Source organism: Streptomyces sp. NBC_00582, assembly GCF_036345155.1.
In the GTDB taxonomy this organism is placed as follows: domain Bacteria; phylum Actinomycetota; class Actinomycetes; order Streptomycetales; family Streptomycetaceae; genus Streptomyces.
On sequence record NZ_CP107772.1, the window covers coordinates 2,539,380 to 2,552,704 of the forward strand.

The 13,325-nt window shown below is 71.7% G+C and carries 20 protein-coding genes; 19 read left to right on the forward strand and 1 reads right to left on the reverse strand.

Annotated features, from left to right (window positions below; all coding sequences use genetic code 11):
* Nucleotides 1–3 precede the first annotated feature (3 nt).
* Nucleotides 4–294: a hypothetical protein gene (locus OG852_RS10985; RefSeq protein WP_330347796.1), complete on the reverse strand. Its 291-nt coding sequence runs from the start codon at nt 292–294 to the stop codon at nt 4–6.
* On the opposite strand from OG852_RS10985, the gene OG852_RS10990 reads away from it, so the two are divergent.
* The 19 genes from OG852_RS10990 to OG852_RS11080 all read left to right on the forward strand — a co-directional run bounded on the left by OG852_RS10990 (nt 259) and on the right by OG852_RS11080 (nt 13,280).
* Entirely contained in the window at nt 259–618 is a 360-nt protein-coding gene (locus OG852_RS10990; RefSeq protein ID WP_330347797.1) for a hypothetical protein, read from the forward strand. The two genes, OG852_RS10985 and OG852_RS10990, sit on opposite strands and share 36 nt — an antisense overlap.
* Before the next feature lie 121 nt (nt 619–739).
* Nucleotides 740–1,432: a glycosyltransferase gene (locus tag OG852_RS10995; RefSeq protein WP_330347798.1), complete on the forward strand. Its 693-nt coding sequence runs from the start codon at nt 740–742 to the stop codon at nt 1,430–1,432.
* Nucleotides 1,432–1,635, forward strand: coding sequence for a hypothetical protein (locus tag OG852_RS11000; protein WP_330347799.1), 204 nt, complete (start codon nt 1,432–1,434; stop codon nt 1,633–1,635). The genes OG852_RS10995 and OG852_RS11000 overlap by 1 nt, the downstream gene beginning before the upstream one ends.
* Nucleotides 1,636–1,642: 7 nt before the next feature.
* The gene (locus tag OG852_RS11005) at nt 1,643–1,804 is read left to right on the forward strand and encodes a hypothetical protein (protein WP_330347800.1); all 162 of its coding nucleotides are present in this window, start codon (nt 1,643–1,645) and stop codon (nt 1,802–1,804) included.
* Between the two features lie 68 nt (nt 1,805–1,872).
* Nucleotides 1,873–2,013: a hypothetical protein gene (locus OG852_RS11010; protein ID WP_330347801.1), complete on the forward strand. Its 141-nt coding sequence runs from the start codon at nt 1,873–1,875 to the stop codon at nt 2,011–2,013.
* A gap of 248 nt (nt 2,014–2,261) precedes the next feature.
* Nucleotides 2,262–2,603, forward strand: a complete 342-nt coding sequence (locus OG852_RS11015; RefSeq protein ID WP_330347802.1) for a hypothetical protein — start codon at nt 2,262–2,264, stop codon at nt 2,601–2,603.
* A gap of 1,179 nt (nt 2,604–3,782) precedes the next feature.
* The gene (locus tag OG852_RS11020) at nt 3,783–4,934 is read left to right on the forward strand and encodes an MFS transporter (RefSeq protein ID WP_330347803.1); all 1,152 of its coding nucleotides are present in this window, start codon (nt 3,783–3,785) and stop codon (nt 4,932–4,934) included.
* 170 nt (nt 4,935–5,104) lie between these two features.
* Nucleotides 5,105–5,548, forward strand: a complete 444-nt coding sequence (locus OG852_RS11025) for a hypothetical protein (protein WP_330347804.1) — start codon at nt 5,105–5,107, stop codon at nt 5,546–5,548.
* A gap of 48 nt (nt 5,549–5,596) precedes the next feature.
* Nucleotides 5,597–6,094: a hypothetical protein gene (locus OG852_RS11030; RefSeq protein ID WP_330347805.1), complete on the forward strand. Its 498-nt coding sequence runs from the start codon at nt 5,597–5,599 to the stop codon at nt 6,092–6,094.
* Between the two features lie 107 nt (nt 6,095–6,201).
* Nucleotides 6,202–6,639, forward strand: a complete 438-nt coding sequence (locus tag OG852_RS11035; RefSeq protein WP_330347806.1) for a hypothetical protein — start codon at nt 6,202–6,204, stop codon at nt 6,637–6,639.
* Nucleotides 6,636–7,418 (forward strand): hypothetical protein, encoded by a 783-nt coding sequence (locus tag OG852_RS11040; protein WP_330347807.1) that lies wholly within the window; start codon nt 6,636–6,638, stop codon nt 7,416–7,418. The genes OG852_RS11035 and OG852_RS11040 overlap by 4 nt, the downstream gene beginning before the upstream one ends.
* Nucleotides 7,415–8,302, forward strand: a complete 888-nt coding sequence (locus OG852_RS11045) for a hypothetical protein (RefSeq protein WP_330347808.1) — start codon at nt 7,415–7,417, stop codon at nt 8,300–8,302. Before OG852_RS11040 ends, OG852_RS11045 begins: the two co-directional genes overlap by 4 nt.
* A gap of 215 nt (nt 8,303–8,517) precedes the next feature.
* Nucleotides 8,518–9,264 (forward strand): hypothetical protein, encoded by a 747-nt coding sequence (locus tag OG852_RS11050; protein WP_330347809.1) that lies wholly within the window; start codon nt 8,518–8,520, stop codon nt 9,262–9,264.
* Between the two features lie 54 nt (nt 9,265–9,318).
* Nucleotides 9,319–9,732 carry a hypothetical protein gene (locus OG852_RS11055; protein ID WP_330347810.1) on the forward strand — a complete coding sequence of 138 codons (414 nt, stop codon included), beginning with the start codon at nt 9,319–9,321 and terminating at the stop codon, nt 9,730–9,732.
* 37 nt (nt 9,733–9,769) lie between these two features.
* Nucleotides 9,770–10,528 (forward strand): DUF317 domain-containing protein, encoded by a 759-nt coding sequence (locus OG852_RS11060; protein WP_330347811.1) that lies wholly within the window; start codon nt 9,770–9,772, stop codon nt 10,526–10,528.
* A 296-nt stretch (nt 10,529–10,824) separates the two neighbouring features.
* Nucleotides 10,825–11,190 carry a hypothetical protein gene (locus OG852_RS11065; RefSeq protein WP_330347812.1) on the forward strand — a complete coding sequence of 122 codons (366 nt, stop codon included), beginning with the start codon at nt 10,825–10,827 and terminating at the stop codon, nt 11,188–11,190.
* The gene (locus OG852_RS11070) at nt 11,187–11,987 is read left to right on the forward strand and encodes a DUF317 domain-containing protein (RefSeq protein ID WP_330347813.1); all 801 of its coding nucleotides are present in this window, start codon (nt 11,187–11,189) and stop codon (nt 11,985–11,987) included. The genes OG852_RS11065 and OG852_RS11070 overlap by 4 nt, the downstream gene beginning before the upstream one ends.
* 112 nt (nt 11,988–12,099) lie before the next feature.
* A complete protein-coding gene (locus OG852_RS11075) occupies nt 12,100–12,471 on the forward strand; it encodes a hypothetical protein (RefSeq protein WP_330347814.1) in 372 nt (123 codons plus the stop codon).
* A complete protein-coding gene (locus tag OG852_RS11080; RefSeq protein WP_330347815.1) occupies nt 12,462–13,280 on the forward strand; it encodes a DUF317 domain-containing protein in 819 nt (272 codons plus the stop codon). The genes OG852_RS11075 and OG852_RS11080 overlap by 10 nt, the downstream gene beginning before the upstream one ends.
* Nucleotides 13,281–13,325 lie beyond the last annotated feature (45 nt).

Genomic DNA, 13,325 nt, shown 5'->3' on the forward strand with positions numbered 1-13,325 from the left:
GGGTCAACCACCCACCGTCCGAACGTCCTTGGAGAACTCCTGGCCACCCGTTCCTTCATCGCCCGCCCCACCGACACCGGGTACGCCGGCGTCTACGTCCACTGGGACGGCTACCCCAGCCACCACCTCCCCCTGCTGCTCGGCGCCCACCAGTACCGCTTCGGCGGTGACCTCGACGCCCTGTGCCGGCACCTCATCGACGAGGCGCCCGACGGCTGGTCCCAGCTGGGCACCGACCTCCTCGACGGCGCCCCCGAAGTGCTGCGCGCCGAACTCGTCGGCCGTGACGAACACCCCAGCAGGAAGCTCGACAACGTCCACGTCATCACCGTCGGCGCCGCCGAGCCCGAGCCGTGGACCGTCACCGAGACCTCCCACCGGGGCCTGGACTGGGGGTACATCCTGCACCCGCACGGCATCGAAGTCATCCCACTCGACGCGGAGGACCGCGGTCCCCTCGTGGCCTGGGACACCAACCCCAAAGCCCGGTTCAGCAACAGCACCCACCGGTGGCGCCCCGGGCACCCGGTCCCGGCGACCCTGCCGCCCCGCACGACGGCCTCAACTATCACCCCCGCCCCGGCGGCGCCCACCGCCCGGACCGCTCCCCGCCGCTGACGCAACTCCCCTCACCTGTTTACCTGTCCCGGAGAATTCTCTGCCCGCGCCATCCCACGCCAAGATCACGATCGTCATTGCCACCCAGCTCAAGCCCGAGCGGCTCGGCCACCTGACGGCCATGTACGAAAGCCTCACCCGACAGCAGGTGCCCTGGGAGGCGGTCGTCGCGCTCGACGGCGCCGACCCCGGCCGGCTCCCGGCCCCGCTCGCCGCCGATGACCGCGTCCGCGTCCTGCCGCTGCCCCGCCCGGTAGGGGCAGCATGCGCCCGCAACCTCGCGCTCAACGAGGTGCGCACCAACTACGTCAACTGGGCCGATGACGACGACGAGTTCAGCGACCACGCCATGGCCGTACGGCTGCGCATGCTGGAGTCGACAGGTGTGGGCTGGTGCGCGGGATACAGCCAGGACCTTCGCCCGGACGGGTCGACGACGCTGTGGCGGTGCCCGACCCCGCCCGGCCGGCATGAGGCCGGGGACGTGTGGACGTACTGGAAGAGGCCCGAGGACACCATCCCGATCGGCCCCACCACCATCCTCGCCCAAACCGACCTCGTGCGCGCCGCCCCCATGGGCGGGCTCGTCCAGGGCGAGGACTACATCGCCGCCCTCGGCGTCACCGGCCTCGCGCCCGGCATCCTGCTGCCCGTCCCGGTCTACCGGTACCGCAAACACCCCGGCCAGATGACGCGTCAGGACTCCTACGACGCCCTGGAGGCGAGTGCTCGGCGGCATGCGTGGAACTTCGGGCGCAGCCTGCGGGCCGCCCTCTCCCGCCTGAAAATGAGCGATGAGAGCGAGGCGGTCTGATGCCCGCCTCCACCCAGGCCGCCCTGGACTACCTGGGCCGGCGCCTGGACGAACTCGCCGACGCCTTCCCCACCACGCCCGCGGCCGTCGACGTGGTCACGCTGACGGACGACATCGCCCTGGAACGCCCGCCTGGAGGACCTGCGCGAGACGCCCGCCTCGCTGCCGGCCGAGACGTACGGGGATGCGAAGGCCGAGCGTGACGCGCGCATGCTGCCCCTGATCGAGGCATGGATGGCCGACCGCGAGGCGTTCCTGCGCCAGGCCCGAGCCGCCGCCCCGCCCCACCCGCTCGCCGCACACGACCACGGTGTCCGCGCGCTCCCGCCAGCCCCGCCCACGCCTCCCGGTGCGAGTCCCGCGCGCCGGTGACCTGAGAAGAAAGACCCGTACACCTGTCTGACCACTTCCGCTTCCGTACCGACCCCGAACACGGCTTCGTGGCCACCGCCACGGCGAACATCCCCACGCACCTGGCCCACTGGTTCCTTGTGCGCGAGCAGTTCGAGCCCGTCCCCGACACTCCGGGCCTGTACCGGCTCGCTCATCCCGAGCAGGACGGCCTGCGCCGCACCCGCTAGGCGGTGAAGGACCTTCGCCGCCACGGCTACCAGGTGGACACCGACCCCGTCGTCGACCCCGGCCCGCCTCAACCGACCGTGCAGCAGGGGCTGGAGACACGGCGCGCCCGCCTCGCGCAAGCCGCCGCTGCACGGCCCCCGCACCTGTCTACCGCTCTCGCCACCACGCCCGGCCCCGCACCCAAGCCAGCCACCGTCGCCGTCACCGGCATGGGCCCGTCCGCCGGACACAGGCGAGGTAGGTGAGTATGACCAGCCCACCGATCCGCATCCTCCGCGGCCCTGGTGGCGAGGTCGAGGTCGAGGGCCCGTACGACGCCTTCGCCGCGGGCATCCTGGCCCGCGCCGGATTCGAGACCTACCCCACCCTGCGCGGGCAGTGGGTCCGTCTCCCGTTCGACCTGGGCCGAGCCTGGGAGAACGAACACGCCACATGGGCGGCCGACATGCTCACCGCCGCCCGCTACAACGTCGACCTCGACCCGGACTTGCGCAGCAGCCCGCCCGGTACGTCCACGCCACCCTCGGCACCGCGCCGCACGAAGGCCGCGATGACCGCACAGCCCACCCGCCGCGGCAGCCGCCGCTGACCTGCGGCCATCACACGAAAGACGCCGACCTGACTTCCTTCGCCGAGATCACCCTGTACCTCAGCAACCACCGCACGATCGTCGCCCTCCCCAGCGGGGACGGTCACCGGTGGGCCGAGACGGCTCTGGACCTCGCGGGCTTCGCCACGGACCGCGACGGCATCCACCACCTGCCCCTGGACGAACCCACCAAGGCTCGCGAGGCCCTCGCCCACCTTCACCAGACCGCCCGTGACTGCCGAGCCACGGTCATCACTCGGGAGGGCCCGTACCTGGGTGACATCGCCTCCGTCATCTGCGAGGGCTTGCCCGGCCCGTGGGAGGCGACCGTCGAGACCTTCCCGTCCCAGCGGACACCTGGTGATCTGCTGGAGCGGTTGTGGGACTCCGGGCCGCTGATGTCCAACCTGGAGAAAATCCGGGTGCCGTGCGCAGCGATTCTCCGCGACGGCGCCGGCACCGAACTGCTCCTCGTCGAGCGGCCGGGGGACCGCCAGTATCTGGTCGGCGCTCTGCTCCCCAGCCCGGACCACGTCAACGCGACCGCGCCGGGCCCGCGCAGCATCATCGCGCACAACGCCCACCTCGCCGCCGGGGCGATCCGCATCGGCCTCCTGCCCGAGTACGAGCAGGCCGTCCACCTCTCGCGGCTACACGAAGTGGAAGACGACCTCACGTGGGCCCAGGAGACCTTCGAACCGGGCACCGTGCTCACGCCGTATCCCCCCGACCTGGATGCTGCACTCGACCGATTCCTCACCCACGCATCGGAGTTCATCGCCACCCTCCGCCGTCCAGGCAGCAAACCCCTCACCGGGCAGGAGACTGCGTTCCTCGACCGCATCGAGGCCGACCTCCAAGCAGCACGAGAGGCCAACAGCGGGAAACCGGCGTCCACCGGCTCCGCCGATGACGCTCCGCTTCCTGTGGATGCGATGGAGCTGTGGCTCACCGAGGGCGAGCAACTGATCGAGATGGCCCGAGACATCACCAGTCCGCCCTCCACAGCAGCCGTGCGGGCCGGAGTCCGTACAACGCCGCCGCCCGCACCCTCGGTGTCCGCCAACAGCACCGCTCCACGCCGCTGAACTCCTGAATGGAAACCCCTCTCCGCAATTGACCACCACAGATCACGCGCCGGCCCAACACCCGGCTGCCGCCTCGACTTCCTATCGCGCTGTGCTGGGCAGCCGGCATGTCGCCCGGCTACTCGGCGGCACCCTTATCGGACGCATGCCCAACGGCATGGCACCCGTCGCCATCGTGCTTCTGATCACCTCCCAAGGTGCCTCCCTGGCCTCCGCCGGACTGCTGAGCGCCCTGTACGGGCTGGCTGGCGCGCTCTCCCAGCCGGTCAAGGGCCGCCTGATGGACCGCCATGGCCAGATTCCGGTGTCCGCGCCCGGGGCAGTCCTCAACTCCGGCTGTCTGCTGCTCCTGCTGGTCGCGGACGATCCGACCCTCGCGCTCTTCGCGGTCGTGCTCGCGGGCCTGTGCTCCCCTCCGCTGGAGGCGGGACTGCGGGCCCTGTGGCCCACCGTCCTGCCCGACCTTGGCCGGCGCCGGGTCGCCCTCGCGCTCGACACCGGCTCCCAGGGCCTGCTCTACATCGCCGGCCCGCTCCTGGTCGCCGCGCTCGCCACCGTCTACAGTCCCCCCGCCGCGATCCTCGCGACCGTCGTGCTCGGCCTCGTGGGTACGACGGTGGTGCTCACCGCGCTCCCGTCCCGCGCCTGGCGCCCGCAGTACACCGCTGGTTCCGCCGCGGCCGGGCTGCACAGCACGCCTCTGTCGCTGATCTTCCTGGCCCATGCCGGCTTCGGGATCGCCCTCGGTGCCATGAACGTCTGGGCGGTGGCCATGGCCGAACTGCACGACATGAAGCTGCTGTCCGGGCTGATTCCCGCTGCCTTCGCCACCGGCAGCTTTGTCGGCGGCCTCCTCTACGCCCGCCGTGCGTGGCCGGGCTCGCCCATCGTCCAGTTGCTGTCGGCCGCGGCTGGGTTCTGCGTCGGGTGGCTGCCGCTACTCGCCCTTCCCGGCCCTCACATGGCAACTGTCGTGGTCACCGTGCCGGGCGTGTTCCTCACCGTGGTGATCGCCTGTGGCTTCACGACCGCAGACGCCCTCGTGCCTGCAGGGCGGAGGACCGAAGCGTACGCCTGGCTGATCGCCTCGGTCGGCGTCGGCCAGGCCGCCGGCACCGCCCTGGCCGGGGCCCTCGCCACCCACCGCCTTACCGCGGCGGCCCTTCCCGCGGCCGGAGCCGCCCTGGCCCTGACAGTCCTCGCCGCCGCCCGCCACCGCATCACCGGCCGCGGTGAGCACTAAAAGCCCACGGCCGTCGTCCCGCCGGTCTGCTTTCCACTCCAGCGACAGCGACACGATCCCCGGTCCCGCAATAGGGGCCAACCGCTGGTTCGACGCCGACACGCCCACCTCCCCGGGGACGTCGCCACCGCCCGGCTTCCCCTCCACTACCTCTGAAAGGCCCTTCCGCCTTGCCCCACCCGTCTTCGTCCTTCTGGGACCACCACATCGAGGACTGCACGGTCTGCACCTCACCCGACCGCGACGAGCCGACCCTGCTGCGCTGCGCCGTCCTCACCGTCCTGCAACACGGCGTCTTCATGGCCGAGGACGACATCCCGCTGCCCGAGATCCTCAGCGACGGCGGCCACTACCTGCGCGGCCTGGCTTCGTCCCTGGGCGGCGACGAGACCACACCGGTGCCCAAGACCGAGCACTGGCCCTGGGTCGACGCCGAACTGCGCCTGGCCGTCGCCCGCGCCGCAGGTCTAGACGCCGTCAGCACCCTCGATGCCCGTATCGACGGCGTCCTGGCCACCGCTGCCCGCAGGGCCCCGCGGCGCCAGGCGAACCTCCTCGAACGCGCCGCCGAGCAGTTCGCCGAGCAGCACGCACCCGCCTCCCGCACCCCCTGACCCCGCCGGCGCCCACGCCGCCCCAACACATAAGGAGAATTCCCGCCCATGGCCGTCCAGAAGACCTGGACCGTCGTCCACACCTGTGGACACGAGATCACGCACGACCTGTCCGACCGACCTGCCGACCGGCGCGCCGGATTCGCCCGCTGGCTGACCGAACGCGACTGCACCGACTGCTGGAAGGCCGCCCGCGACGGCGACAGTGCCGGCAAGGAGGAGTGGCTCGCCACCCGGCGCGCCGAAGAGCAGCAGGCCGCCACACAGTGGACCGAGCAGTTCGAGATGCCGCCGCTGGAGGGCACCGAACGCGCCCAGGACTGGGGCGAGCGCTGCCGCCATCAGCTGGCCACCCGCGCCTATGCCGCCCTGGTCACCGAGGGCACCTGGGACGAGACCGACTGGGCGGTGCTGGAGGAGAAGATCCGCACCGTCACCCGGGCCGGATGGTGGATCGACCAAAGGGATGCCGAGGGCACCGATCTGCCCGAACTCCTCGACGCCGCCACCGAACACGACCGCGGCACCGAGAACCCGTTCCGGTAGCCGACCAGCGGTTATACCCGACGATCCCCGGTTACCGAAACCGGGGATCCTCCGGAGCATTGAGCCTCCCACCGCCACCCCGTGCCGCTCGTGGAAGGACCTCTGCTGTGCCCGACGCTCCCGGCCCCTCGCACATACCCGCCGCCTGGAGACCCTCCCTGGAGACGCTGACCGCCAGGCGGGACATCACCCACGCCCACTTCACCCCTGGCGACACCGTCGTGATCCCCACCGGCGTCGCCGACGGCCGCCTGTCGGGCGACGTCATGACCATCGTCGCCCCCTCCTGGCACACACCGACGGACGAGGACGGCTGGCGGCTGCGCAACCCCAAGGGCGGCGAGCGCACCTTCATCACCACCCACCCCCGCTACATGATCCACCTCTCCCGCCACTGCCCCGACTGCCTGATCCACCGGCGCGCCCTGGAGGACTACGTGCTGCCCAAGGTGCCCTTCGGGAGCGGGTCCTTCGACTGCGGCTGGTACTCCCTCACCCACCTCAACCAGCTCGTCCACGTGCACGACGCACGGGGTGGCCGGTGACCCTCCCCACGCGCCGCCCCGGCCGGACCTTGAGGCTGCTGCGCGCCGGCGCCGACGCCACGGCAGCCATCCCCGCCGTTCACTGGCCCGCGCATCTGGCCGCCAGCCTGAGCGAACTCGACGCCACCTGGCAGGAATCCGCGCAGCTGTGCGCGGATGCCGCGTGGACGGCCCGAGCTGCCGGCCACAGCGTCCTGGGCCTGCTGCGCGCCGAGGACGCCCTCGCACCCAGGCCGGACCCGGTCGCCACCCGGGCGTTGCGGCATCTGTACCTGAGCGCCCTGCGCTACGACTTCCGCTGCCCCACCCTCGCCCTGCTCGTCGAACAGCTCCCGCCGCAGGAACGAGACGGCCTGGACTGCTACAGCCGCGCCCTGTATGCCTTCGCCCTGCTCGGGCAGTCCCGGCCCGAGGGCCTCGCCCTCATGCAGCAGGTCCTCGACAACGCCGGTGACCACGTCAAGACGATGCATGTACTGCTGCACGGACTGTGGCTCGGGCACGACCTGCCGCATCGTGAGGAGCACATGCTGCAGATCCTCAACCGGACGCCGTTCGCCTCGCGCACCGACCCGATCGCCCTGTTCCGCGAGGCCGGCGCCCTGCGCGGGCTCGGCAAGTACCGGGCCGCGCTGGCATCGATCGACCGCGCCCTGGACCTGCTGCCGCCCGGCGACGTGTCCGTCCACGCCGGCTTGGTCCGCGAACGCTCCCTGATCGCCGCGGCCCGCGACGTCCAGCGCCTCGTCGGCGGCCACACAGAAGGAGTGCCGAGGTGATCCCGCGCGTGCACGTCCGGCGCCTGGACGCCGCCGAGGCGCTCGCCGACGCCCTCGACCGCCCCGCGTCCGATCAGGAGGGCCTGACCGGGCACACGGTGATCGCCCACTGGCCCGGACTGGACGACTACACCACCGACGAGCAGCCAACGTGGACATCCGAGGAATGGGCAAACCACCTGGACGCCCCGTCGCGGGAGCATCCCTTCGCCGCAGGTCCCCGGGACGACCGCTTCGCCATCTGGCACGCCGATGTGCGGCTCGCCCCGGTCCACCGCCACCTCACCGCCCCGGAGTGGTCCGAGATCGCTCACCGGCTCGCCCGCGCCGCCGGCATCGTGACACCTGGCGACACGAACGGCTGCCGCTGGATCGCCGTCCAGGCCCAGCCCCGGCGCCTCGACCTGATCGCCAACCTCATCTGTCCCGACGGCACCTGGACCACCCAGCCAGACCTACTCCGCCGACTGGTGACGGAGTACCGACGACTCGAGACGGACCTCGGCCTCCTTCAGCCTTTTCACGCCCCTCCCGCGCCCCACACCACCGCAGCAGCTCACCCCGCCGCCGCACCGACCGCCGTCGGCGCCGCGGCGCAACTCGCCCAGCTGCTGCACCAGCTCGCCGACGAGGCAACCGGGCCACTGGCCACCGTGCGCGGCCTCGTCGAGCACGCGGCGCACCGCCTCGGCGCCCTCCCCGACGCCTACGGCCCCGTCTCGGAACACCAGCTGGACTGGATCGCCCGCCGACTGCTCAGCATCCAGCAGGACCTCGGAGCCGTTGCCGACCTGGCTGCCACGCCCCATCGGACGGCTCCCGCCCCCGCGTTGCCCCTCGCCCATCCCACGGCAACGTCCGCACGTCCTCTATCAACTCCCTAAGAAATCCACCGCCCGTTGCGAGTGGCCGACCGGCACGCACCCTCCGGTCCGCCCGGAGGGGGTGCACGCCCAAGACCGGCCTGAGCGAGACGGAAGCCTCAGTCGACCGCGCCTGCCCGCCACTCCGCATCCCCACCAGCCCCAGTGTTCTCCCCGCCGCGCCGGCCGCCACCGGTCGCCGGAGATGAGCCATCCCTCTTGCCCCGAGGAGACTCTTGCCCGCCCCCGACGACTCCCTCGCCTCCTTCGCCGCCGTACTCGCCGGCGAACTGCCCGGCCAGTGGAGCAGCCAGTACCACCCGGAACATGCCAGCACCTCCGCCGACGAGCTGACCGCCGATGTCTGGGACATGGATCAGGTCGCCGACGCCCTGGCCGAACACCCCGTCGACCACTGCGCGGTTCTCAGCCGAGATGACGGCACGCGGCTGTTCGTCATGGACCGCACGGGCCACGAAGACGGCTTCCTCATCGCCGCCATGGCCCCGGCAGACCTGCCCGCAGAGGCGTTCCGAGGGATCCGCGAGCCCGACGGCATCGCCGTCGACGCGAACCCCTTCCGTGCCGCCAAGCACGTCACCCTCCGTCTGCTGCCCCGCTACGACCAAGCCCTCGCCCAGGTCCGGAACAACGCTTCCCGCCTGCCCGCATCCCGGACCCATGGGGAGCAGCGTGTGGTGATGACCTGGTCCGGCAAGGACATCGTGACTTCCAAGCCCGGCCGGGACGACATCGCCCAGATCCTGACCGACCACGGCTTCGCCTTCGATGCGCCCCGGCACCTGTTCGTACTGTCCGACGGCGATACGTCCCAGGTGGCCGCGTCCGTACGCGCGGTGGGCCACCGCCTGTCCGAGCTGGGAGTCGGAGCAGTGCTGCTGCCCCGCCGTCCCGGCCGGCCCGCGCTGGACACCACACCGGCCCAGCCACCCGTCGCGCCGGCCCCATACCGCACCCGCTGAAGAGCTGGGCGGGACTTTCGAGGAGCTTCAACACTGCAGCAGGAGATCCATCCCTTGGGAAACCGCGCCGACGACGAAGGCACCGACGTCGAGCTCTACCGCAAACCTCTGACCGACACCGTCCACGCCGACACCCCCACCGGCGCACCCGAGCAGCTCCTCGCGCTGCTCGACAACCTCGGCTTCGAACGAAACACCGTCCAGCCCGCGGGCGCTTCGGGCCCGACCTACGTCTGGCACGAGGTCCCCGCCCACCTCAGCGAGGACGAAAAGAAGCAGCTCGGCTCCCGCGCCGTTCCTTCGCTTCTCATGGCCGGATACGTCGTCCACATCCCCGACTATCTCTTCGACGCAGCCGCCTACCGCAGCGCCGCCGCCGAAATCCGCGCCCAGCGCACCGCACCGACCACACCCGCACCCTCAGCCGGGGCGTCCTCCCGGGCCCGCAGCGTCCGCCGCGCCGGCTGACGTCGCCCAAGTCCTTGGTCCGTCCTGCAGGAGCCCCATGCCCCACCCCACCGTCCCCTATGTCCTGGCGGCGCCCGGTTATCTCACCGGCGGCGGCGACTGGGAACACCTGACCGAGTGGCTGCTGCGCGGCCACGGCTGGCGGGACGTGTCCACGATCGACCAGCACACCGCCCTGGCCAGCCCCGACGGCCGCCTGCACGTCGCCCTCAGCCGCCGGGCGGCCTGGACCTGGAGCCTGCGCGCCGCCACCTCTCACGACCAGGACTGGGCAGCGCTCCTCGGCGCGCACATCCCCGTCGAGTACATCACCGAGCTCGTCGACACCATGCTGCGACCGGCTTCCCGCTACGACCCTGATGTCCTCGGCCCGTTGCACGCGGCAGGCTGGACCACGGCCGCCGCCGCTCCCCCATCCACCACCGTGTCACCGGACGGCCTGGTCCGCTTCACCGCAGAACCCACACCCAGCCGTGCGCCGCGCCCCTGGCACGCCGCCTGCACGGTCGACAGACAAACCTGGTGGACGGCCGCGTTCAGCACCCACACCCCGCCCGGCGTCGTCGCCGCGTTCACCCGCAGCCTCGCATCCAACGACCCGCTGCTGCGGATGGCCATCGGAACACCGCTCTACGGGTGCGGGCCCTACACCCGCGTCACCCAGACCCCCCACGGATACGACGACGAGCAAGCACAGCTCGAAGCACGGATCACCGAAGCCCGTGGCCACCGCCTCGCCGCCGCATCACCCACCGCACCGCCGCCCTCCTCCCGTCGCGCATCCCGCACCCGCTGACCGCCCCCATTCCGCTCATCACCCTCGTCTCAGGAGCTTTCCGTACCTCTCGCACCTCGCCAAACGCCACCGCCGATCACAGCTGAACGTCCGCCTCGCCTGGCTGTCTTCCTCTTCCGCCGATACCTGCGTGCCCTCGTCGCGAGCCCTCGTGATGGGGCCAACGGGCCAACCCGCTGGCCACCGGCCGGCCCGAAGCCGCCCTGGACGGATCCCGCCGCCTCGGCCACCGCAGCTAACTCCCACGCCCCCGCATCCCGACCAGGAGGCCCGTGACCGACCCCTCTGTTCACCCCGTGAGATACGCCCAGGAGATCGCCGACCAGATCGGCCGGCTGTCCGAACATCTCGCGATCGTGCCGCCGCGCGAGGCCGCCCACATCCTTGCCACCGTCCTCGACCAGGACGTCGGTGTCCTGGGCCGGTTCACCGCTTTGATGGCGACCGGCTCCCAGTTCGCCAAGCACCACTCCAAGCGCGGCATCCTCCCGCCCGAGGTCTGGCTGGCGGTGGGCCGCGCCGCCAACGAACTCCACAGCATCGGCCAAGACCTCGACGAGCACGTCGAACAGCTCGATGCCATCGCCAACCCAGCCGCCCCGCCCCTGTCGGCAACACCGACACCGGTCGCTTCGGCGCTCGTCGTCAGGCGGCGCCGATGAAGAAGCAGTGGACCGGCTGGGGGCCAGGGCAGCAGCCCGAGCAGCACTACCTCATCCAACCCCGCCATCTCGCCGGCGGCGGCGACCTGCGGCACGTCACGGAGTTCCTGCGCGCCTCAGGCTGGAAGGACAAGTCCACCACCGGGGGCCGTATCGTCTTCGACAGCCCCGACCGTACGGTCCGTGTCGGCTACGACCCGTTCACCCAGCCCGGCGGCTGGACGATCTCCGGCAAGCCGACCGCGCAACAGCACGCGTGGCATGCGACCTTCGGACGACAAGTACCTGTGGAGATCGTCGCCGGTTTTACCGACGCGCTCACCCAGCCCCGCTCCGCGCACGCGCCCACCGTCTGGGCACCGCTTCAGCAGCAGGGCTGGAGGACCGAACGCGATGGGCAGTTCACCGCGACGAGCCCGGACGGCGATGCGTTCGTGCAGTTCTACTCCGACGGGGCCGGGCAGGCCCACTGGTTCGCCGGGGCCGGCTCCGAGCACGGCCGGAGCTGGGACGCGACGTTCACGCCGACCACCCCGATGCATCTCATCCAGGCGTTCGCTACCGCTCTGGCCGACCCAGGGCCGGTGATGCGTCCGCGCGGGCACGTCCCGCCCTCCGATCGGATCCGCACTACCTCCGTGTCCGTACTGCCCTCCGAACTCGGAGCCTGGCAGCAGGCCCGGATCACCGCCGCCCGCGCCGCGACGTGGGCGCGCAACTCGTGGGCTACCGCCCGGCCCCGACGCACCCCCGGCCCGGGCCCCTACTCCACAGCGGGCAGCGCACGCCGCCGCTGACTACACACCGTCGCCACCGCACCACCCTCACCCAGCCCGACAGGGCCCGAGGCGCCCCGCACCCGCGGCCTGCCACCCGGGCCCGCCTCCCCACTCGACCCGAGGCCCCTTCATGCCCGACCACTTCCCGGACGACGTCACCCCCACCCCCGACGACATCCGCGACGCCGCCGAGACCCTGTCGCAGCTCACGGAATATCTGCGCACAAACCCCGACCTGCGCACGGCAGTCGCCCTCATGGAGCCGCTACTCGACGAATACGCCGGCCTTCCCATCCAACTCGGCGACACCCTGCGCGCCTTCGCCCGTGCCGTACTCGACCACCCGGAAACCCCGCGCACCCCCGACCTGCACACCCTCATCGCGGAGCTGCGCACCGCCGCATGGGAGCAGACCGACCAGCACACCCTGCACTACATCCTCGACGAGCTGCGGACCCTCCTGCGTACCACACCCGAGCCGGAGGGCTGCTCGTGCCGGTGAGCGAGCGGCAGCTTGCCGCCTTCGCCGACACCCATGCCTGGACAGTCCCGTACGACACCAGTCCGCGCCACCTGGCCGGTCCCGGAGACGGCCGCCATGTCACCCACGGCCTCGCCGCGGTCGGATGGAGGCGCACCTCGGACCCCCTCAGCCCCGAGATCGTGATCACCAGCCCCGACCAGCGCTTCAGCCTGCAGTTCGACCCGCAGTCCGACACCTCCGCCTGGTGGCGGCTGCGGGCCGAACACACCGACACCGAGCCCCACTGGTACGCCGAGTTCGGCGAACTCGTGCCCGCCGAGGTCCTGTCCGCCGTCACAGACGCCCTCGTCGCTCCGCCACCGGGTGAACAGCCGGATCCCTGGCACGTGCTGTCCTGCGCCGGCTGGCTGCTCGACACCCCGGGCCAGGCACACTCTCCCGACGCCATGTGCCACATCGAGCTACGGCACCTCGACGGCCACGACGCCCCGTCATGGCACATCGAGACCCGCGAGCGCGGATACGGCGACTATCCGGGGCCGCGGATCTGGCACGCCTACTTCAACAGCCGCACGCCCGCCCGCCTGGTCACCGCCTTCATCGCGGCGCTCGCCGACACCAGCCCACTCCAACGCGGCATGTTCAACCGCACCGCCCACTACAGCGTCGTGCAGGAGCAGAGCCCGCTCACCCCACGGCAGGTGGTCGCCGCCCACACCGCCCGGCTCGATGCCCTGCGCACGCAGGCACGCGCCGCCCGCCGCCAGCGGCCGACCACCGCCAAGGCACCGGCGCCGCCGAGCACGGCCACGCCCCTGCGGCGCTAGCCCCGGGCGGACCACCTCTCCTCCTCCCCTGACACCGCTAGGACC